This window comes from Bacteroidota bacterium (genome assembly GCA_016720935.1).
Lineage (GTDB): Bacteria > Bacteroidota > Bacteroidia > AKYH767-A > 2013-40CM-41-45 > JADKJP01.
Window position 1 is genome coordinate 534,232 of the sequence record JADKJP010000007.1, and the last position, 23,794, is coordinate 558,025.

At 41.8% G+C, this 23,794-nt stretch carries 14 protein-coding genes; 4 read left to right on the top strand and 10 right to left on the bottom strand.

Translation table 11 applies throughout. The features are described from left to right. Positions 1-83: 83 nt before the first annotated feature. The 8 genes from IPP86_16430 to IPP86_16465 form a co-directional block, all read right to left on the bottom strand. On the bottom strand, positions 84-1,811 hold the full coding sequence (locus IPP86_16430; protein MBL0140087.1) for a T9SS type A sorting domain-containing protein: 1,728 nt from the start codon (positions 1,809-1,811) through the stop codon (positions 84-86). Positions 1,812-1,821: 10 nt separating this feature from the next. Then, entirely contained in the window at positions 1,822-3,195 is a 1,374-nt protein-coding gene (locus IPP86_16435; protein ID MBL0140088.1) for an aldehyde dehydrogenase, read from the bottom strand. Further along, on the bottom strand, positions 3,191-4,780 hold the full coding sequence (locus tag IPP86_16440; GenBank protein ID MBL0140089.1) for a GMC family oxidoreductase: 1,590 nt from the start codon (positions 4,778-4,780) through the stop codon (positions 3,191-3,193). Before IPP86_16440 ends, IPP86_16435 begins: the two co-directional genes overlap by 5 nt. A gap of 268 nt (positions 4,781-5,048) precedes the next feature. Continuing rightward, positions 5,049-6,839 carry an acyl-CoA dehydrogenase family protein gene (locus IPP86_16445; protein MBL0140090.1) on the bottom strand — a complete coding sequence of 597 codons (1,791 nt, stop codon included), beginning with the start codon at positions 6,837-6,839 and terminating at the stop codon, positions 5,049-5,051. A gap of 153 nt (positions 6,840-6,992) precedes the next feature. Beyond that, a complete protein-coding gene (locus tag IPP86_16450; GenBank protein ID MBL0140091.1) occupies positions 6,993-8,168 on the bottom strand; it encodes an acetyl-CoA C-acyltransferase in 1,176 nt (391 codons plus the stop codon). Between the two features lie 125 nt (positions 8,169-8,293). After that, the gene (locus tag IPP86_16455; GenBank protein ID MBL0140092.1) at positions 8,294-8,992 is read right to left on the bottom strand and encodes a toxin-antitoxin system YwqK family antitoxin; all 699 of its coding nucleotides are present in this window, start codon (positions 8,990-8,992) and stop codon (positions 8,294-8,296) included. A gap of 22 nt (positions 8,993-9,014) precedes the next feature. Then, positions 9,015-11,417, bottom strand: coding sequence for a 3-hydroxyacyl-CoA dehydrogenase/enoyl-CoA hydratase family protein (locus IPP86_16460; GenBank protein ID MBL0140093.1), 2,403 nt, complete (start codon positions 11,415-11,417; stop codon positions 9,015-9,017). An 88-nt stretch (positions 11,418-11,505) separates the two neighbouring features. After that, positions 11,506-13,269, bottom strand: a complete 1,764-nt coding sequence (locus tag IPP86_16465; GenBank protein ID MBL0140094.1) for a long-chain fatty acid--CoA ligase — start codon at positions 13,267-13,269, stop codon at positions 11,506-11,508. Positions 13,270-13,512: 243 nt separating this feature from the next. On the opposite strand from IPP86_16465, the gene IPP86_16470 reads away from it, so the two are divergent. Then, entirely contained in the window at positions 13,513-14,523 is a 1,011-nt protein-coding gene (locus IPP86_16470; GenBank protein ID MBL0140095.1) for a nitronate monooxygenase, read from the top strand. Positions 14,524-14,558: 35 nt separating this feature from the next. Further along, the gene (locus tag IPP86_16475; GenBank protein MBL0140096.1) at positions 14,559-15,074 is read left to right on the top strand and encodes a DUF4442 domain-containing protein; all 516 of its coding nucleotides are present in this window, start codon (positions 14,559-14,561) and stop codon (positions 15,072-15,074) included. A 43-nt stretch (positions 15,075-15,117) separates the two neighbouring features. On the opposite strand, the gene IPP86_16480 is transcribed toward IPP86_16475, so the two are convergent. Next, complete coding sequence (locus tag IPP86_16480; protein ID MBL0140097.1) at positions 15,118-18,726, bottom strand: S8 family peptidase; 3,609 nt, start codon at positions 18,724-18,726, stop codon at positions 15,118-15,120. A gap of 308 nt (positions 18,727-19,034) precedes the next feature. On the opposite strand from IPP86_16480, the gene IPP86_16485 reads away from it, so the two are divergent. After that, entirely contained in the window at positions 19,035-19,772 is a 738-nt protein-coding gene (locus tag IPP86_16485; protein ID MBL0140098.1) for a 1-acyl-sn-glycerol-3-phosphate acyltransferase, read from the top strand. A gap of 136 nt (positions 19,773-19,908) precedes the next feature. Then, the gene (locus tag IPP86_16490) at positions 19,909-21,825 is read left to right on the top strand and encodes a menaquinone biosynthesis decarboxylase (GenBank protein ID MBL0140099.1); all 1,917 of its coding nucleotides are present in this window, start codon (positions 19,909-19,911) and stop codon (positions 21,823-21,825) included. Positions 21,826-21,837: 12 nt separating this feature from the next. Here IPP86_16490 and IPP86_16495 read toward each other — a convergent pair whose 3' ends face one another. Next, positions 21,838-23,784 (bottom strand): glycosyltransferase family 39 protein, encoded by a 1,947-nt coding sequence (locus IPP86_16495; protein MBL0140100.1) that lies wholly within the window; start codon positions 23,782-23,784, stop codon positions 21,838-21,840. Positions 23,785-23,794: the final 10 nt, after the last annotated feature.

The following is a 23,794-nucleotide window of genomic DNA, read 5'->3' on the forward strand; positions in this document are numbered from 1 at the left end:
TAAATCTATGAATAAGAAAACAGCCCGGCAAACAAAGTAGGATGTATCCATCTATACCCTCTAAAATAAGGTCTTAAATTCATTTACTGGATAATCAACTTACACGTCTTCCTCTCATCCAGTGAATTATTAATTGTCACAAAATATATTCCGGGTTTTAACCTGTCATTCAGTTTTAGACTAATGACATTCTCCCCTGTTCTGGAGGAAAATTTTTCGATATGTACCTGATCACCCAAAACCGTATTAATAACAAGTGAATAATTCCCTGCCGCGACGACATTGAATGAAATGTCAAAATTCCCAGAAGAAGGATTCGGATATACCAAAGCTGATTGAATGGACTTCAACTCATCAATAGAATTGGTGAAATTCAGCGAAGCAATGAAGTTGTGGTTGAGGGTACAGCTTGTGTCTTCAATCAAAACGTTCCCCGAGAACGTTGCCGAATCCGCAAAAGCACCATACACAATCGCTCCCGAATTTGTACAAGTTATCACTCCAAAATAAAGGTCATGTCCCAAGTCAGAGCTTCGGATTACACGCTTGATATGAAATGCTGAATCCATGATCAACAAAACGTTCGTGAAATTATCAAATGAGGAAGTCACAATTACAGTGTCAAATGCGATTGTTCCGTAAGGCATGGCAGGAAAAAAGATATCCCCGGCTTCGTTCACATCCGGAACAATATATGGGCTGATGGAAGATGTGTCCCCACCAAAAGTACGTATCGATGTAATTTCACCAGATGTATCCATCCAGGCGCAATAAACATCGAGATAGCCACTGGAAGTTATCGTTTGTGAGCCAAGTGTCGTAACCGAGTCAATGGTGCCATAAATGAAAATACGATCACCCATAACTTTTATCATGGTCATGGCGTCATCATTAACATTTCCAAAATGCTTTGTCCAAACTTTTTGTCCCGCTGAATTAATTTTACGAATGACAATATCTCTTTTCCCATAAGAACGTATCGTATCATTCCCGTCAATGGCCATGCTGTCAATAGTTTGACGAAAGTAAATGCTTCCGTAATCGTCCATAACTGCGGAAAAAGGTTGCTCGTCTTCCGGACCATTCCAGTAGTTCATTCCTAAAACATGACCATCCGGATCAAACCGGAAAATATAGCCATCAACATACCTTGTAAAAGGGATAATGAATGTATCCGTTGGAATTTCATGATACATGTAAACAAGAGTATCCAAAGCATCATAATCTATATAGCCTCCGTTTACAGAGATGTTGTCGTTGTGATCTAGAAATATTTTCCCGAAACCCTCTGCAGCTCTGGCAGCAAGGTGTTTTACCCATATAAAATTTCCAGACGAATCACACTTCGCAAGAAAAGCATCCTGCCAATTATTTACCGAATGCAGCGTATCCGAATTGACTATAAAAGTCCCTGCGAAGGATCCGGACATCAGGATGTTTCCCCAAGAATCCACCGCGATACTGAAACCTTCAATTGAACTGATTCCCGAATAGGCGTCATCCCCTCCAAAACTTTTCACCCAGAGGAGATTGTTCGTGGCATCAAATTTTGACAGAAACATGTCCCATCCGGTTGACTGACTGATCAAGGTCTGGTTACCAATGTTCATGGTGTCTTTAAACACTCCGGTGAAGAAAAAAGTACCATCCGGATTGGGAGTCACTTTTGCATTCCGGTTCGCGCAACTTTTCTGTTCCGCCCAATTCCATGTTTGAGCTGTAACAGAATCAGCACTCCAACACAAGTACAAAAAGCACAAACAGCTAAGTCCGTTTTTTAAAAAAGTTAAACCTCCAGTCAGATCTTTCATACCAAATAATTTATACGACTTTTTTAAGGAATTTAAAATATTTGAACGGTACATATTTAAATGGGAAATCTACACGGGTAGAAGATGTAATCACAGACCTTCTGTTACTGAAGGCAAGGAAACTATCTTTACCATGGTATTTTCCAAATCCGCTGTTACCAACACCACCAAAGGGTAAATGGTGGTTGGCAATATGCAACAATACATCGTTGACACAAGCTCCTCCGGAAGCAATTTTAGACAAAACAAGTTTAACATTTTTTTTCGATCCGAAGTAATAGAATGCAAGTGGTTTTTCTCTCGCATTTATATAAGAAATCGCTTCTTCTACATTTGAAAATGTCATCACCGGTAATAAGGGTCCAAAAATTTCCTCTTTCATCATCTTAAACTCCGGCCTGACTTCATCAATAATTGTTGGTGAAATATATTTTTGACTTCCGTTTACTATCCCTCCGTATCGCACTTTTCCTTCGTTCAATAAATCAGTTAATCTCGAAAACGCCTCTTCATTTACAATTCTGGCATAGAAATTACTTTGTTGTGCATCTTGGCCGAACATTTCCTCAAGGGCCTGTTTCATTTTCTCCAACAATTCCTCTTTTACATTTTCATGTACAAAAAGATAATCAGGAGCGATGCACGTTTGTCCTGCATTAATTGATTTACCCCAGACAATTCGCTTTGCGGCAATGTCGAGATTGGCATCTTTTTCGACAATACAGGGACTTTTACCACCCAATTCCAAAATCACAGGAGTCAGATGTTCCGCGGCCGCTTTCATGACAACTTTACCAACCGCTGAACTCCCGGTGAAGAAGATTAAATCAAATTTCTGTTCGAGTAGAATTTTATTTACTTCCCTTCCACCCTGAACAACACCAATAAAATTATCTTCAAAAGTCTCACGAATGAATTCTTCCATTACACTCGCTACATTGGGAGTACTTGGCGAAGGCTTGAGAATAGTGCAACAACCTGCTGAAATGGAACCCACCAATGGATTCATCAGTATATAAAATGGATAGTTCCAGGGAGCGATGATTAACGATACTCCAAGCGGTTCTTTCACAATTTCACTTTTTGAAGGAAAGAGTTTCAATGGGGTTCTTACTCTATCATTCTTTGCCCAGCCTTTTAGATGCCGGATATGGTATCTTATTTCCTGTAATACAATACTAATCTCGGTTAAATAACTTTCCTCCTTTGACTTGTGTAAATCTTCCCAGAGTGAATCGGTTATTCTTTTTTCAAATTTCAGAATTGCTGCATAGAGTTTTTTCAACGACTCAAGTCTGAATTGAATATCTTTTGTTTTCCCGGCATTAAAATACATACGTTGCTTTTGCAACAGCTGTTCAATCTCTATGCGGGTTGTGTCAATCATTTTGATCAGCTTGTTTTTTATGTGGAATGTGGCTCATTGCTCTTTCCGTAATAGCAGTTATAGTCAAACTTGGATTCACACCAACATTAGCTGAAATCATACTACCATCACAGATCATCATATTCCTGTAATTAAAAACGAAATTGTTTTTGTTTATGACTCCTGACTTGTCATTTTCTCCCATACAGGCGCCACCCAAAATATGAGCGGTAGTAGGTATACCCAGCAAAGTTTCCGTACTCATCACCATTGACTTTCCATTAATAATGGTTTCCGTTCTTTTTGCAATGGACTGAGCAATCGGATTAAAAGCAGTTGGCGCCTTGCCTGCCTCAAGACTTGTTTTTACAAAACCTAATCTGGATCGCTTCATTCGTAGTGTTGAATCAATGCTTTCCATATAAAGTAAAATATGGGTTCGTTTGCTCCAATCATCTACAAAGTAGGCTTTAAAATTATCAATTGGATGGATCAATAAATCTTTAATCATTTTAAACAAACGAATGAAGAAGGAATTGCCCTGCACCATAGGTGCCATAAATAAACGCCAGAATCCCGAACCCTCCGGGTAGATGACAGGTTCGACGGAACGATTTTCGTCAATATTTACAATTGAACCGATTGCAACACCATCAGAAAATGAAGTGGCGTGATCAAATGTTGTGACTCCAATGAGACTTTCAGAATTGGTACGCACTCCTTTCCCAAGTGCATCCGATAAATTTGGCAGAGAAGTTTCTTTAAGTTTAAGCAACAAATCCATTGTACCCAGGACTCCGCCTGCGAAAATTACAGATTTTGTTTTCACAGAACCTTTGCGTGAAAAATAAGATAAGGAGTCTTTAAATTCAATTCTATATCCATCAGATCCGTCTATACTAAGAGGAATTACATCATACACCACTGTTTCCGCTTTTATTTCACATCCTGATTTTTGGGCGAGGTATAAATAGTTTTTATCTAATGTATTTTTTGCATTGTGACGACAACCCAGCATACAACCTCCGCAAAGGATACAACCGGTCCGGTCAGGGCCATTTCCTTCGAAATAAGGATCTGAAACTTTTTCTCCGGGTTTTCCAAAATAAACTGCAACATCAGTCTTTTGAAATGAATCCTTGTTGCCCATTTCTGTTGCGAGAGTTTCCATCACCCTATCGCTCCTGCTCATGTAAGGGTTTTTCTCAGTACCCAGCATTTTTTTTGCAAGATCATAGAAAGGTTTCAATTCATTTTCCCAATCACACAAACCCTTCCATGTGCCGGAATTAAAAAATGAAGCCTTAGGAAAAGGCAACGTATTGGCATAAACCAGTGAGCCGCCGCCAACACCTGTACCACTTAAAACTGCAACATGTCGGTAAAATGTCAATTTGAAAATACCCTGCATTCCAAATTTCGGAAACCACATCCATTTTCTAAGGTTCCAATTTGTTTTTGGAAAATCTTCAGGTTCATTAAACCACTTTCCTTTTTCAATGACCAAAACTTTATAACCTTTTTCAGATAAGCGCAAGGCAGAAACTGAACCGCCAAAACCGCTTCCGATAATCACATAATCATAATCAAATTGATTATTCATATATCCAACCTCAATGAATTCTTGTTATTGGAATGTAGTGTTGCGATCTTCATATTTCGAACCAAGCATTCTATGATGTTTAGGCCTATTCCCCATGGGTGATATTCAATCGCCGGCATCCGCTCCCAATACTAATCCGAATGTACCCATTATTTTGATGGAAAAGAAATTCAAAGAATCCAATATTGCATCTATTCATTTAGAAAATAAAGGCACAAAAAAAAGGGAAGCCCTGTCAGGCTTCCCTTTGATGAGTATGAAAAACTGATCAATAACAATATTTATTTTCAGTCAACAACTTCGCAGCAATACGGCGACGGGACTCTTTTACGTTAACAGGCGCCACCTTCGTAAAACGTTTTAAACCCATAAGGAGCATACGTTGTTCGTCACCGGTTGTATAGGAGTTGATAGCGTCTTTACCTGCTTTGTTGATACGTTCTGCTGCGTCATAAAGGAAGACGCGCATCATGTCTACCTGTTCGGCGCAGGCGGCTTCACCTTTGAGTGCAGAAAGTTTTTCTACGCGGAGTTGCAAGGACTCGGCAACATAGAGATCAATAAGCATATCCGCTATATTCATCAGAACTTCTTGTTCTTTAGCAAGTTCCATCATCAACTTTTGTACTGCGGAACCCGCTACCATCAGGACAGCTTTCTTGAAATTCGCGATGGTTTTCTTTTCGGCTGCAAACAGTTCATCGCTACCATTTCCCATGTCAGGAATTTGCATCAGTTCGTTCGCGACCGCTGTTGCCGGTCCCATGAGATCCAGATCACCTTTCATGGCTTTTTTCAGCATCATGTCAACTGCGAGCATCCTGTTGATTTCATTGGTTCCTTCGAAGATTCTGTTGATACGCGAATCGCGGTAAGCGCGATCCATCGGCGCGTCAGAACTGTATCCCATTCCACCATAAATCTGAACACCTTCATCAGTCACATAATCGAGCGCTTCGCTTCCATAAACTTTCAGAATAGCCGCTTCGACTGCATATTGTTCAACTCCTTTTAATTTGGCTTTCCCCTCTTCCATTCCCTGTTCACGCAGCGCGTTGATGGCATCTTCCATATTCTGACTACAACGATAGATGGCAGCTTCCGCGGCAAAAATCCGGATTGCCTGCTCAGCTAGTTTGTATCGTATAGCACCATATTTGGCTATAGGACGACCGAATTGCTGACGCTCATTCGCGTATTGAACAGAAAGTGTAGCCACACGTTTAGAACCACCGATTGCAGCACCGGCGAGTTTAATTCTTCCGAGATTCAGGATGTTTACCGCTATCTTAAAACCATTTCCACGTTCGCTCAGTTGATTTTCAACCGGCACAATACAATCGTTGAAAAATATCTGGCGTGTGGAGCTGCCTTTAATTCCCATCTTATGTTCTTCCGGATTGAGTGTAATCCCCGGGAAATTCCGTTCAACAATAAAAGCGCTCAGATTTTCATCGTTATCAATTTTTGCAAAAACAATATAGACATCAGCGAAACCACCATTGGTGATCCACATCTTTTGTCCATTGATAATCCAGTTTTTCCCATCCGGAGAAAGAACTGCTTTAGTCTTTCCGGAATTTGCATCCGAACCGGAACCCGGTTCTGTCAGACAGTAAGCCGCCTTCCATTCCCCGGTGGCCAGTTTGGGAACGTATTTTTTCTTTTGCGCATCGTTGCCATAGTACAAAATAGGCAGTGTTCCGATTCCGGTATGTGCAGCATACGCAACCGAGAAGGAATGTCCTGCACCGAGATATTCCGTCGCGATCATTCCTGTTGTGAAATCTTTTCCAAAACCTCCAAGGTCTTCAGGAATAGAGATTCCCAACAAACCAAGCTCTCCTGCTTTATCGAGAATACTTTGCATCAATCCCTCCTGCTGCGCATCAATTTTATCCAGATTAGGATACACTTCCTGCTGTAAAAAATCACGACAGGTTTGAGCAATCATTTGCTGTTCCTCATTGGCTTGTTCAGGAATAAAAATATCAGCGGCCTTTGTTTCTCTGATAATAAATTCTCCTCCTTTAATCGCTTGTTGGGTCGTTGTTTCCATTTTTGGAAAATTGAGATGAGTTATGAGTCAGGAATTATGAGTTAAGAATTATGAATTATGAGTTATGAATTATGAGTTATGAAATTTCAACTCATGAATCTATCATTCTGAAAACTCCAATTCTTTATTGATGATTTTGACTCTATATTCTAATTATAAAAGTTCGTAAATACCGGCGGCTCCCTGTCCTGTGCCTACACACATCGTCACCATTCCATATTTACCTTTTCTTCTGCCAAGTTCGTTGAACAGTTGTACCGACAATTTTGCGCCACTACAACCGAGAGGATGGCCGAGTGCGATGGCTCCTCCATTGACATTGATCTTAGAGGGATCCAGGTCAAGGGTTCTGATAACAGCGAGTGACTGAGAAGCAAACGCTTCATTCAGTTCGATGAGATCCATATCTTCCTTTTTCAAACCTGCATGAGCAAGAACTTTGGGAATTGCTTCTACAGGACCAATTCCCATGACACGCGGTTCGACACCGGCGACTGCATAATCCACAAAGCGGGCAATTGGTTTTACATTGAGTTTTTTGAGCATTCGTTCGCTGACGACAATCACGAAAGCGGCACCATCACTGGTTTGGGAAGAATTTCCCGCGGTAACACTTCCTCTTGCATCGAAGACCGGCTTTAAGGTGGCCATTTTTTCAAGGGTTGTATCCGCACGTGGACCTTCATCAGTATCTACGACAATTTCCCTGGTTCTCTTTTTTTCTTTTTCATCCAGGTAAACTTCAGACACTGTCACTGGAACAATTTCATTCTTGAATTTCCCATCGCGAATCGCGTTGGACGCTTTGATATTTGATTCGTAACCGAATTTATCCTGGTCCTCTCTGCTGATTTTATAATCACGGGCTACAGCTTCAGCTGTCAGGCCCATTCCCCAATAATAATCAGGATTAGACTGAACATATTTGAGATTAGGGACAATCTTCCAGCCACCGAAAGGTATCGGGGACATGCATTCCACTCCACCGGCAATGATACAATCCGCCATGCCTGCATGAATTTTTGCCGAAGCGATCGCGATGGTTTCCAGTCCGGATGCACAATACCTGTTGACAGTCATGCCCGGAACTTTCACAGTTTCTAAACCCATCAGACTGATCATACGGCCAATATTCAGGCCCTGCTCCGCTTCAGGTGTTGCATTCCCTACAATAACATCATCGATGAGTTCTTTATCCAGCTGAGGAACTGAAGCCACAAGGTGACGAATAACGGATACAGCAAGATCATCCGGACGCATGGAGCGAAATTTACCTTTGGGAGCTTTTCCAACAGCTGAACGAAAACCGGCGATGATGTATGAATTCATTTTTTTATAGTGAAGAGGGTAAAGTGAGTGTGAGTGTGAGTGTGAGTGTGAAGTGTGGGTGTGAAGTGTGGGTGTGAACGGCCCTTCAATTCCGGTTCAAGAGAACTCTCATGAAAAAAAACTGATCATTTTTTCTTGAGGGTGTCTTTCACTGCGGGATTTGGTGTTGGGCTTCCTCCCTGTTTTTTGGGGTCAACCGGAACGGGGCCTTTCTTTGGATCAGCAGCTGCTTTTTTATCGGAGGCTTTCTTTTCATCTTCCTTCTTTTTTGCCGCGGCTTCGATATCAGCGACATCAACACCGTCTTTGTATGTAGCCTGACCTACCACTACGCCTTTACGACTATATGTTTTCCAAACACCATCTTTTTTTCCTGCCTTGTAAGATCCTTCCTGACGAATAGAACCATCTTCAAAATAACGGGTCCATTTGCTATCTTTTTTTCCGTCTTTGTACTGACCTTCCTGGGCTGTCTGACCTGAGAAGTAATAGCGAGTATAGGTTCCATCTTTAACGCCACCGAGAAATTCTGTTTCTTCTTTTACTTTATCGTAACCATAAAATTTACGTTCCACTCCTTCTTTCTGATCATTGACAAAATCAATTTCAGAAATCTTTTCTCCGAAGGTGTTATAGAACATCCATTTTCCCTGCTTGCGTCCGATTTCATCGGTGCGGTTACGGTGTTTTTCTTTTCCCGGAGCGTACTTCGGTTTTTCTTCTCTGGCTTGCCCCATCGAAATCATCGGTACTATCAATCCTGCAAGGAGGACGATACTTAGTATCCGCTTTCGGAGGCTTTGGAATAGTTTGGTCGTATTCATTCGGTCAGACAAATTTACGATTCTAATTTCTCAATGGTTTACCGCTTGTAAGAATACTTTGAATCCTTTCGAGGGTCTTTCTTTCTCCGCAAAGCGAAAGAAAAGCTTCTCTTTCCAGATCCAGCAAATATTGCTCAGAAACGAGGGTTGGGGCCGACAAATCACCCCCACACATTACAGTTGCCAGTTTTTGAGAAATTAACTGGTCATGAGCTGAAATAAAGTTTCCTGACATCATCGCGTGAGCCCCTGCATAAAACATGCCCATTCCGCTCCGTCCCAGCACTTTGATGTCTTTTCTGGGGATGGGTTGGGTATATCCTTCGGCGGCCATCTCGAGAACGGCTCTTTTTGCTTCTGTAATCACCCTTTGCGGGTTAACCACCACTTCATCCCGGCCCGGACTTAATATTTTCAAATCAAAGGCTTCATGTCCCGAAGTGGACACTTTGGCCATGGCGATTGTAAGATAATATTCACGGAGAACCTGTTCATCAATATTGCCTTCGCCATAAGCATCATTTGCCCGAAGAGCCATTTCCTTACTGCCTCCTCCGCCCGGTATTAATCCGACTCCAAATTCAACGAGACCGATATAGGTTTCCGCCGAAGCTACTACACGATCTGCATGAAGTGACATTTCACATCCACCACCCAAGGTAAGAGCATGTGGAGCGACTACGACAGGCACAGAAGAATAGCGAACCCGCATGTTCATATTCTGAAACGCACGAATCGCCATGTCGATTTCTTCATATTCCTGATCGGTGGCGAACATAAAAATCATCGCAAGATTTGCTCCCGCTGAAAAATTTTGTCCTTCACTTCCGATAACCAATCCGGCATAATCTTTTTCCGCTATGGCAATTGCTTTGTTCATTCCTTCAATCACTTCCCCGCCGATAGTATTCATTTTGGTATGAAACTCCAGATTGAGCACACCATCGCCAATATCGATAAGGGAACATCCGCTGTTTTTCCAAACGGTTTTTTCCCTGCAGGCATCCAGTAAAATAATTGGCGAGGCGCCACTCTTTGACCTGCGGGCACCCTGTCCGAGATCATAGAATTGTTGAGCCCCGTCTTTGTATTCGTAAAAGGAAGAAACTCCTTTTTTAAGCATCTCATAAACCCAGGCAGCCGGCGGCATTCCCATTTTTTCCATCACAGTGACAACATTCTGAACTCCCAGAATGTCCCAGATCGCGAAAGGTCCGGTTTCCCAGCCGAAACCTGCGCACACGGCTTCATCGATTCGTTGAATATCGTCAGAAATTTCGGGTATGCGGTACGTTATATAACGAAACAACTCAGCAAAGGAAGCGCGATAAAATTCACCGGCTGCATCTTTTCCTGAAAAGAGGATCTTCACCCTGTCTTTGAAATTATCTATGCTTTTTGTTTGATCCAGCGTCGGGAATTTAGACTTCGACTTTGGTTTGTATTCAAAAGATGTAAGATCAAGTGTAAGAATCTCACTTTTCCCCTTCTCTCCTTTCACTTTTTTGTAAAAACCCTGTCCGGTTTTGTCCCCAAACCATTTATTATCGATCAGTTTCTGAACAAATGCAGGCAGCTTAAAAGTATCCTTGCTTTCATCCTGTGGGCAGCGCGCGTACACATCCTGCGCGACTTTTACCAGAGTATCCAGCCCCACTACATCACAGGTTCTGAATGTCGCGGATTTTGGACGACCCAAAACAGGACCTGTCAGTTTATCCACATCGTCGATACTCAGTCCCATTTTTTCAATGAGATGAAAAAGCGACATGATTGAAAACACACCAATTCTGTTGGCAATAAAAGCCGGCGTGTCTTTACACAACACTGTTGATTTACCAAGGAATAAATCTCCGTAGTTCATCAGAAATTCCACAACGGCAGGATCCGTTTTCGGAGTAGGAATTATTTCCAGTAAACGGAGATACCTGGGAGGATTGAAAAAATGTGTGCCACAAAAATGCTTTTGAAAATCCTCGCTTCTTCCTTCATCCATCAGGTGAATGGGAATTCCCGAAGTATTGGAGGTAATGAGCGTTCCCGGTTTGCGGAATTTTTCCACCTCCGTAAAAACACTTTTTTTAATATCAAGGTTCTCCACTACCGCTTCAAGAATCCAATCGCATGAAGCGATGTCTTTCATGTTGTCGGTAAAATTTCCGGTACGAATTCTTGATGCAAATGATTTCTTATAAATCGAAGACGGATTGGCTTTAAGCGTCGTTTGCAATGCGGAATTTACAATACGATTTCGTACTTCCGGAGAGTCCAGTGTGAGACCCTTTTTCTTTTCTTCATCACTGAGTTCTTTCGGAACAATATCCAGCAACAATACATTCACACCGATATTCGCGAAATGACAGGCAATGCGGCTGCCCATGATACCACTTCCCAGTACAGCAACTTTCTGAATTGATCTTTTCATTCGAGGTTCTTTCATCTTGATGTTTCGAAAAAAAGAAATGATCCTTCTTTTTTTATCCGAACATCCTTGTATCAACGGATGCAGCGGTTTATTCCGCGTACATTTTTTCTATTTGTTTAGCGAATTTTTCCAGGATAATTTTTCGTCGCAATTTTAATGTCGCTGTCAGTTCTCCTGAATCAATTGTCCATTCTTTACTTAGTAATTCAACCTTTTTTATCTGTTCGGTCTGGCCGAATTCTTTATTGAACTCTTCCACTTCCTTCTGAATACGATCAATCACTTCATGGTGCAAAATCATATCTTCAGGAGTAGTATACGGGAGTCCCTTTATTTCACACCATTTTTGCAAATGAGGAAAAGAAGGTACAATCAAGGCGGCAGGGAATTTCCTGTTTTCACCGATGACCATAATTTGTTCGATGAACGAAGATTCTTTGAACTTATTCTCCAGAGCCTGTGGCGCGATGTATTTTCCACCGGAAGTTTTAAAAATTTCCTTTTTACGATCGGTAATTTTCAGAAACCTGTCATTCATCATCACCCCGATATCTCCGGTATGAAAAAATCCGTTTGCATCCATCACTTCCGCTGTCAGATCAGGGCGATTGTAATATCCCAGCATCACATTCGGGCCTTTGCAAAGAATTTCTCCATCCTCAGCGAAAGCGACTTCCACTCCTTTGATAACCGGGCCTACAGTACCGAACATGGCACCGTTTTCTTCCAGGTTATTCACTGCGATTACAGGTGATGTTTCTGTGAGACCATAGCCTTCCAGCACCGGAATCTGCGCCGACCAGAAAACTCTTGCCAAACGAGGTTGCAATGCGGCTCCACCACTGACGATCACTTTTACATTTCCGCCAAGAGCTTCTCTCCACTTACTGAATATTAATTTATTCGCCCAGCGAAGTTGCATTTCATACCAGGCACCGTTTTTCCCATTCAATTCATATTTCAATCCGAGATCAAGCGCCCAAAAGAAAAGTGCTTTTTTTATTCCTGTCAGTTCCTTCCCTTTCGCCACAATGCGATCAAAGACTTTTTCCAGCAAACGGGGAACGGTAGAAAATACATGTGGCTTCAATTCCCGCAGATTATCTGCAATCTTCTCCATGCTTTCAGCATAGTAAATCGAGACGCCGTTGTACATGTACATGTAGGTGAGCATGCGCTCGTAACTATGGCAAAGCGGGAGAAAACTCAATGCCCAGTGTTCTTTTCCTACAGGACACAAATGTTCGGAGGCAAGAATGTTACTCACGATATTGTGATGAGAAAGCATTACGCCTTTTGGTGTCCCTGTTGTACCGGAAGTGTAAAGTAATGTCGCGAGATCTTCAGGATCTACACTGTCTTTTGCAGACTGCAAGGCCGAAAGATCCCGGTTGGCTTTTCCTTTCTCACTGATTTCCGTCCAACATTTGCTGCCCGGTATCACGTTGAACGTATATACATCCAGGAGTGAAGGAACTTTCGAACGGATGTTATTTATTTTTAGCAATAATTCAGCGTCACCAACAATGATGTATTTCGCTTTGCAATCATTCAGGATAAAAGCAATCTCATTTTCACTCAGTGTGATGTAGACGGGAACATTCACTACACCAATCTGCATCATACCGATGTCCATCATGTTCCATTCCGGACGATTCGGAGAGATCATACCGATGGTATCGCCTTTTTTAAGTCCAAGGGCCATTAAACCCAGACTTATCTCATCGGCGGTTTGAACGAAAGTTGCCGTAGATGTCGGAATCCAGTTGCCGTTAATTTTCGCCGCTAAAGCATCCTTCTTAGGAAAAAGTTCCAGCTGACGTTGAGGAATGTCGAAAAGCCTTCTTATCATTTCAGATTGGTCTGCACACAAATTAAGGAGTTATTTGATTTACAATGCATTACAACTGTCAAATTCTCCCAGATGCGATTATTATAAAACCACACAATTGTGTCTGATCTGCCAAATTAAGGGATTTGACTACACCGGGGTCATGGTGGGAAAAAAATTTTGCAGGGGATATTAACAATTGAAAGGCTTCCGTTCTTTGTATCAGCAAGCCGAAACCGGAATAAACACTCTTGCTTCAAAATTATGCACTTTCAAAACGAATTGACCCGAAGCCTGAATATCCGGTTTCCATTGATAATGGCTCCTATGTTCCTTGTGACAAACGAAGCCATGTTACGTGAAGCAATTGATGCCGGAATCATGGGATGTTTCCCCTCCCTGAATTATCGTGAAGAAGGTCAACTCGATTCGGTATTGAAAAATTTAAATTCATTTATCAAAAGCAGGAATGGACAAACAGGAACCTACGCGGTAAACCTGATTGTGCAGAGATCGAATCCCTGGTTTGAAAAGCATTTGAATATTTGTATTGAAAATAAAGTTCCCGTTTTTATAACTTCTCTCGGAAATCCTAAATCCACAATAGAAGCGGCTCATCCGTACGGCGGTAAAGTATTTTGTGATGTAACCAATCTCGTTCATGCACAAAAATGTTACGACATGGGTTGCGATGGATTTATCGCTGTTGGTCAGGGGGCAGGCGGACATGCCGGACCTTATCCATTGGCGATTTTGATTGAATCGCTGAAAAATGCATTCCCAAACAAACCGGTTCTGGCTGCAGGCGGAATTGCTCATGGTAAAAGTATCCTGAGTGTTCTGGCAGCAGGAGCATCGGCCGCTTACTGCGGAACTCGTTTTATAGCATCACCGGAAGCCGGAGTGTCACAGGAATACAAAAAAGCCATCCTTGATGCAGGCATGGAAGATATAGTCATGACTACACGTATCAGCGGTACGCCATGTACTATCATCAATACTGAGTTCGCGAAAAAAATCGGGACACAACAAAACTGGTTTGAAAAATGGATGAGTAACAATCCACGTACCAAAAAGTATTTTAAAATGCTCGTACAAAAGCGCGGATTTTCATGGCTGGAAGATGCAGTGAAGCCGGGAAATTACAACAGTCTCTGGTGTGCCGGGCAATCCGTTGAACTCATTCATGCAATAAAACCCGTAAAGGAAATTGTTGAAGAAATGATAGCTGAAACTGAAGCTGCCTATCTTGAATTGAAAAAGATTGCTGAATAAACAGTTCTCAAAAAGATTAAAAAAGAAACTAATTTATGAAGCAACTAATAACTCTGCTTGAAAAAGCGAGACATTCCTCCTTCTCCCGTTCATTACTGGGTTTCGCTTTGGCACGTGCCATACCTTTCAATGCACCGCATGGTTTTAAAATTCTTGAAGTATATGAGGATGGAATAAAAATTCTTCTTCCCTATAAACGAAAAAATCTAAACCACCTCAGAGGAATTCATGCATGTGCTCTGGCAACTTTGTCCGAATTTACGGCCGGTATTACCCTTGCAAAAATGAGTGGTACAGATGCATTCAGACTCCTCATGAAAGATCTGAGTATGACGTATCATTACCAGGCCAAAGAAGATGTCATTGCAGAACTTCATTTCCCTTCAAGTGATTTTCAAAAACAGGTGAAAACTCCCCTCGAATCACAGGATGCAGTTTTTATTGAAATGAAAGTTGAAATTTTCGACGTGAAAAAAAATCACATTTCAACCGGAAAAGTTAACTGGCAAATCAAGAAGTGGGACAAAGTAAAAACAAAGACCGGCTCCTAAGGAAACCGGTCTTTGTTTTAAGAAAGAATAATTATATTTCCTATCAAAGTATTGCCAGTCGTAAGTTGTAAACTTTTTCGTCTCCGGCTATGCGCAGCATATAAATACCCTTTGTGCATTTACCTACATCCAGCATTTGAGTGAATACGTCATTAGTTTTTTCAAAGCTTCTGATAAGCACTTCCCTGCCCTGACTGTCCATCAGGGTCAAAGTAAGTTTTCTTGACGCAAGATTTTTGATATTCACATTCACCTGAGCAGATGCTGGATTCGGGAAAACAGAGATCACAGGGATCTGTACAGCGGAACCAACTCCGGCAATGTTATCATTTTCGATGTTGACATTATCGATATAAAGATTATTTCCATAATCATTTATGTTTGCAAAACGAATCAAAGCATAAGAGTTCGCCATTGAGGCTAAATCCACAGTATCATTTCTCCAGTCACTTGCCTGAGAAGGCTGGAATGAAAGATTGGCAGCCGGAGCTGTTGCCAGCACTGCACCAATTTTGAGGTAGGAAGTTGGGACAAATGTAGCACCGCAATCGCCGGAAACATCGACACGCAAACCATCTTCAAATCCTGAGTACACAGAATAAGCGACATCGAAAGTCATTCTTGGTGCGCCAGCGCCATGAAAATCAGCAAGCATCGTGACGAGATAATCTTCCGCACCTGAATTGCTGTAAGAGAAATTGTTGAACCAGGCAGCACTGGTAAGATTTCCATCACTGCCTGTGATTCCTGTTTTCACATCCCAGAAATAAGTTGTTCCCGAACTAACGATTGACCAGTCGGCCGGAGGAAAACTTTGCTGAAAGTTCTCAGCAACAGGAATCGCTGCCGTTGCGCCTGTATTAACCTGAATTGTCAAAGCATCATTCGTAGGATTTTGATCACCCGTATAAACGATTGAAACTTCAAGCAAATTCGGGCCCGGAGTTGAAAGATCAGCGGTGGTAGAGAACGTATAGGTCATCGATGCGCCATGAACCAACAATCCATTGTATGTCTCAGTAACAGGAGTACCTCCATTCAAAGTATAAGAAATATCAAAGCTTGTCACTGTATTCACTCCATCATTTCTCAAATTCAAACTCACTGGTACCGCACTCAGGTTTTGACATCCGAATAAATTTCCGGGAGTTGGATTAATGGAATTCAACAAAGCCAGATCGGAAGCAAAAGAACAATTCTGTAAACCCGGAGCTTTGTGAATTGCAATTGCCCTGCGACCTTTTCCGGAATTTGCTCCAATTGTTCTCACACTAAACCATGTATCCACTGCCTGTGAAACAGGAATTGCAATGCTTGTTGAAGCAGTCGTTGCGATGGAATCCATGTACTCAGTTCCGAGCATGCTTACTTCATATGCACTTGCTCCGGTCGCAGATGTCCAGCTTATTTGCAATGTATCCAGACAAGCATAATCAATAGTCAGATTGGATGGGAGATTGAGAATAGCAAGATTCGCGTCAGACACATCGCTGATTCCTGAGCGGGTCACACGTACTTTCACACGATCACTTAAATTGGAAGGAATAGTCCATTCGTATTGTCTGATACTAGCTGCAACACTTGGATTGATAGGATTCCAGGTGCTTCCATTGTCGGAAGTGTATTCCAGATTGAAGGTTGATGTATTTCCATAAGCATCCCAACGCAACAATTCAGTTTCATTAGGAACGAAACCTTCTCCACCATTGGGATAGGTAAGCGTAATTTCGTCAGTACGGAACTCCCAAACGATGTAATATTTTTGCGGACCAAAAGGAACATTCGTGCCTGCAACATTCACGGTATATGTTCCTGAAGCAGGTGTGTTAATCGTTACTTGTTCTACATTGTTTAAATGATCAGCACCCTGAATAGCATTTGCAGATAAGGCAACTGCACTCGGGCTTGGATCAAGAATCCATGGAGAAACGATAGCGCTTGCAGGTGTTACCACTGTCATGTCAAGATCATTTACCAGAGCCGTTGTTCCAACAGGATCACCTTCCGGATCGAGCCAATACACCATCATTCTTACCTGATCCACTCCGGCTGGCACCAGGATATCGAAAGCATTTGCTGATCCCTGATCGACAGAATCCAACACATAACGATGTTCTTCCAGTGTTTGCAAAGCTCGCAGAGCATTGACACGACCCCAACCGTAGGTAAAATCAGGACCGGGATTTCCGATGTCTTCCGCGGAATTCAGCAAAACACCTTTAATGAGTGGAGATTCCGGATTTGGATCACCGGTAATTTCACGGTAAGCCTGGTAAAGTTCTGAACAGATCCCTGCAATTCCGGGGCATGCCGCACTGGTTCCACCACCAACCTGGTATGTATTTCCTTCGTCAGTAGACATCTGATCTTTTCCATTGGATGAAATATCGGGCTTCACGCGTCCATCCGCAGAAGGTCCCTGGCTGCTTGAATTGTCGAGGACTTCATAGGCATCCAGATTTGCGCAGGCAATAACATTTTTTCCTTGCTTGAATCCTCCTGTAATTGTTCCCCATGGAGGGCCGGCACCATACCCGCAATCCGCTGATGAATTATTTCCGGCAGAAAACACCAAAGAAAACTGTGGGTTGTCATGAACAATCTGATCTCCGGTACTTGAATATAAATCATAATCATTGCAACCCTGGCTGTAACTTGTCGAAGTAATTACAATACCATATTGTGTAAAATACAATGGTGCGTTATACACATGATCATAACCATCCGGACCGGCACCCACATCATGCACATACAGGTGTGCACCGGAACCCATTCCACGTTTGGTTGGATCCAGGTTACCTGCTCCGGCAGCGATTCCGGAAGTCATGTCACCATGTGTTCCGCCGGCTCCAGTAGTGAGGAGATTGGTGAGACGTCCCTGGAAATCAATATGAGGACCGACTTCTCCGTCATCTGCAAGTGAAATACTCACTCCTGCTCCATCGTAATGTCTGCCTCCCGGATAATCGGCATTGATCATGTTTGCACGGTGCAAACTCCGGCCTTTTGTATCATCAGGTGTTGATGGAGGAGCTACCGGGGAAATCCATTTGATAAAAGTCAGCGTCGCAAGCTGATCTACAAAATTTTCAGCTACACGAATATGCATTTGTGCATTTGACGGATAATTGGCGACAACCTTTATCTCGCTACGTTGAAATTGAATTGCAACATCAGCAGGATTAATGTCTTTGAAATACTGGACAACCAAGTCAATTTTTCCATCAGCGGATTTTGCATAAGCAGGATAATTGTGTTCAGCAAGTGAACGGGCCAGTTTCATCTCTGATGTAATACTTACCAGAGTTCGCACATTGTAAGCTGAGAGTAAATTCAAATTGTAAGACTGAGGAAAAGAAATTACAAATGCCTGATTCGGGATGTAACTGATAAAATGCAATCCGGATGATTCCATCTGCTTTTTTTGAAGAGCATCCGGCATCACATTGAACTGAACTATTCTGTAATATCTTCCGGCAAAAACATCCGAAGAAGAAATTGCCTGAGAAATTTTGGAATTGAAATCATTAGCGGTAACAATGTTTCCTGACTTCAACAGGAGCTTATGCGGATCAGGAATTGGATGAGCCGCAAAGGAATTTACACCGATGAAAAGTACACCGGCTGCAATAATGGATAGAATTTTTTTCATGAAATTTTCCTGGTAGATGAGTATCAAAGTAAAATAAAAAAGACAGGATTGACAAGGAGAATTGTTATTATCCTGAGCTGTCTTATCAATAATCAAACTAAGGTTTATCTCCTGTTCTGACATCAGCATTGCACATTTCACACAAAACATGAAATAGTACAAGTCCTTGAGTTGCTCTGTTCAAATTCCAATGTTCCTGGACAATGTGCAAATAATATTAATCTCCTTTTGACCAGTAAGCACTGAATCCCTGAGAAATAATGTATTAAGCAAAAAGATTTTTATGTTTGCAGAGGCAATCCCCTAATATGCTCCGAATCCTCCTTCGCAATCTTTTTGGCTTTTTTGCACTCCTTGTATTCGGACTTTCCCTTATAATTACAAGCATTGCTTACGTATTGGTTTTCACCTTTGCATCAAAGCAAAAAGCACCTCATCTGGCTCATCGTTACATCTCCCGCAATTGGGCTAAGTTCCTTTTTCCGGCATTTGGCATTCGTGTCAAAATTATTCATGGAGAAAGAATTGATCCTGACACAACCTATGTATTTGCTGCGAATCACAGATCTTTACTGGATGTACCTGCCTACGCGATCGCTTGCGAAAACACCTTTCGTTTTCTTGCAAAAGCAGAGTTGATGAAAATTCCTTTGATGGGATACATCATCCGTAAACTCTATATCAGTGTGGACAGGAAGAATAAATCCGCCAGAGTAAAAAGCATGGAAAACATGCTGAACTCAATAAAAGAAAATATCAGCGTTTTTTTATGTCCTGAAGGTACACGTAACGCAGGGCCCGAACCGCTTTTACCTTTTCATGATGGTGCTTTTCGTCTGGCTATCGCGGCTCAGGTGCCTCTGGCAGTGATGACGATCAGGAATTCAGATCGTTTACTTTCACCAAAACATCCTTTCGCTCTTTCACCGGGGACAATGGAATGTATCTGGAGCGAACCCATTTCTACCATTGGGATGAAGGAAGAAGACATACCGCGCCTGAGAGAAATGGCAAGAGCCGAAATGACCGGGAATTTAATTTTCTGATTCATTCTTCAATTAAAACTTTTCCGGATCAACAGTGTTATTCAACTGATGATGATTGCATTGATGCCTTAAGGGCGCCCTGATAAAATGCATTGACAGTATTCTTTGTAAATTGCAATCGATTTTCAACCATCCCATGTATCGAAACACACAAGAATGGATTCAAAAGCTGGAAGCAGCAGGTGAATTGATCCGAATCAAAGAATTTGTTGACCCTGTTCTTGAAATCAGTGAAATTACTGACAGGGTTTCAAAACACAACGGCCCTGCCTTGTTATTTGAAAATACCGGAACTGCTTTTCCCGTGCTAATCAATGCGATGGGAACTGAGAAAAGAATGGCCATGGCTCTTGGCGTGAATCATCTGGATGACATCGCCAAAGACATGGAGGCGCTTTTCAAACAGCTCACATCGCCAAAGGAAAGTATTCTTGACAAACTGAAAATGCTCCCCACACTGGGAAGTATCGCCGGCTGGATGCCAAAGGTTATCAGCGGAAAAGGCGAATGCCAGGAAGTGGTGATTAAAGATCCGGATATTACTAAGTTTCCCGTTCTCAAATGCTGGCCGGAAGATGGTGGCCCTTTTTTAACACTGCCAATCATACATACGAAAGATCCACTTACCGGCATTCGCAATGTTGGATTGTACCGGATGCAGGTGTTCACTCCAACAATGACAGGCATGCACTGGCACAGACACAAAGTGAGTGCACGACATTTTAATGAATACAAAAAACGAGGAGAAAAAATGCCGGTTGCTGTCGCACTTGGTGGCGATCCTGCTTATACTTATGCGGCAACCGCCCCACTTCCGGATGGTGTGGATGAATACATGCTTGCCGGTTTTTTAAGAAAGAAAAAAGTTGAGCTGGTGCAATGCCTTACGCAGGACGTTCAGGTGCCGGCTGACGCGGATATTATTATAGAAGGTTATGTTGACCCTTCTGAAGAATTCATTCTGGAAGGACCATTTGGCGATCATACAGGATATTATTCTCTGGCAGATTATTACCCGCGTTTTCACATCACCGCGATAACACATCGTAAAAACGCTGTTTATCCTGCAACCATAGTTGGTATTCCTCCCCAGGAAGATGCATGGATAGGAAAAGCTACCGAACGCATTTTTCTGGTGCCGATCAAAATGACAATGGTACCTGAAATCACCGATATGGTAATGCCTGTGGAAGGAGTGTTTCACAACCTTGTGATCGTTAAGATCAATAAGGAATTCCCCGGACAGGCTTCAAAAGTGATGCATAGTCTCTGGGGTGCCGGACAAATGATGTTTACAAAAATGATGGTTGTCGTGGATGGCGATGTAAATATTCATGATTCAGCCGCAGTCGCCAAATATGTGAGTGAGAATTTTGATCCGCAATACGACACTTACTTCACCCAAGGCCCGGTTGACGTATTGGACCACAGTTGCAGTGTGATGGCATTTGGAGGAAAAATTGGACTGGATGCAACCAAAAAAACTTCGGAGGAAATGTCCGGAAGACAATCCGAAATGCAAATTCAGGGTTCATTGAATTCAGAGCATATTCATCTTGAAAAACTGAAGTTACTTTTCCCGGAAATCAGAGACATCAATGACAAGCTCCTGAGCATGGGAGTTTCACTTGTGTTTATTTCAATAGAGAAAAACAGAAAAAATCAAATCAAAGAATTAAGCAAGAGTGTATTTCAATTGCCGGAGTTCAGCAACATCAAAGTTGTTATTTTTCTTGAACACACCATTGACATTCGTGATATAGCGGATAGTGTATGGCGATTCGCAAACAATGTTGATCCGAAAAGAGATTCCTTTGTCGTTGAATCTGATTCAGCAATGCACCCTTCTCATGTCGCATTCGACGGGACAAGAAAGACAAAGGAACACGATGGCTTTCAACGCGACTGGCCGAACATCCTCGCATCTGATGCTCAAACGATCAAACGGGTCGATGAAGTTTGGAGCAAACTCGGACTTGGTAAGTTCATCTCATCCCCTTCTTTAAAATACAGAACACAGCTGTACAAAGGAGGCGCGGTTGCCGAAGATTAAATAAAGTATCTTTTATTCAAGATAAGGGTCATCTCCATTGTCGACAGAAATACAAAAATCATCCACAAAGAAACTTTGCCGGTCTTTGTTCCAGATGTACATTTTTATTTCATCATCCTGCTGAAGATCCCCGGGGAGCAATCGGGAAAAAGTGACTTTATTCCATTTGCCTGATTCTACATCAAACTCTCCGATATTAGAAGTAAAATAAGAGACATTCTCTTTGTTTCTGTTAACTTCCATCACGACCAATGCGGAAAGTGGTCCTTGTTGGCTGAAAAACCTGAATTTACAATTCATCCATCGGTATCCTGAACCGGGAATATCTATGCCATTTTTCTGGAAGGTAAATGCATACATATCCGAAGAATCAATGTGGGCAGATTTTGTCCCGCTAAATTTAAATTCCCCTGTCGTTTTCAATACTGATCCAACACAGTCCAGTGAATCAAAATCACAACAGGATTGAAAAATTGTTGAGGACTCTCCGGAACCATTTTTTCTACTATACAAATAAGCAGCGGAATTAAAATAGATTTCCTTTTCAACCAAATACGGGTATTTATCCTGAATCAATTTATTTACTTCAAAAATATTTTCGCAATTGCTCCATGTAAATGCAAAATAGTCCGATTGAATTGTATCCAGAATATTTGCCAACGTCGAAAATTTTTCGCCGGAATTCACTTTCTCTGCCGCCAGCCATGGATCAAAATTCAATTGCCTGAAATAATATCGCATATAATCCGTATTGATGGCATTTACAACGCATGGAACCTGTTCTTTTCCATACAAATTTATCCATCTTTGAAGATCCTGAGCCGGTTCCCGAAAGAGACCATAGGTTGGACGTGTAAATAATTTTGCCTCTACAATTGTACTCCAGCATGTACCCAAGAGCATCAGTAAAATGAAGGCTGACCGTAGTTTTTGAATAACAATCTTCTGAATAGCTGAAGCAATAAGGAAAAGTGAGAAAGGGAGAACAAAAAACAAAGTTGAATATTGCAAAACAGGGCCTCGCAATACAGAATATCCATAGGCAATAAAGAAAGAAAACAATACCCAAGCTAAAGATATCGTGTGGAACTTGTTCCATCTTTTTGACTTCACCAGGAAAAAGAGACCGGGTACTACCAGGATTGCTACGATAAAACTAAGAAGTGCCGATTTATTCAAAAGCTGATGGACAAAATCCAATAAGAACGATTTTTCAGGTGGAGCCAACCAACCTCCAATATCTCCTGTTTTCATTTGCTCCAAAAATATTTGCCATTCAGGAGTGAACAAGGCAAGTACAACCATGCCGGAAATCAGGTAAGGCAAACGATTATTCCTGCTGATGAAAAACAAGCCTGTCAATCCGAGCCCGGCAACAAATACAAAAGAAAAATAATGAATGTGTGTGCAAACAGACATCAGTATTACCAACCAAACCCATTGACTCCTTCTTATTTCTTTTTCCTTGTTTTCAGACTCTGGAAAAACAATATTGGTCCAGACAAGAGTTGTAAGCAAGGAGAAAAACAAACCCGGACTATACAACCTTGCATACATTGAATAAAGGATGCAAAATTTTGTACCAGCGAATATTGCTGCAGCCAATAAACCTGTAAATGTCGAGAACCATCTTTTCCCAAGAATATATATCAACCAGACTGATCCTATACCTGTGAGGATAAATGGAAGTCGAAATAAAAACGCCGATTCGCCAAATATTTTGAGCCAGTAATAAATAAACAACTCCACTCCTGCAGGGTGATAATCTATATAAACACCATTTACAATGAGATCATGGAATGAATTTGCTTTAGCTCTGGTTAAGGCACTCAATTCATCATTCGACAATGACAATTCATGACAGGCATACAATCGGATGATCGCGGCAAAAATCAGAATACACGCGATGAGGAGATTTTCATCCTTACGAAAAAAATTGTCAGTCCACTTTCCCGGCATTGTGTCAATC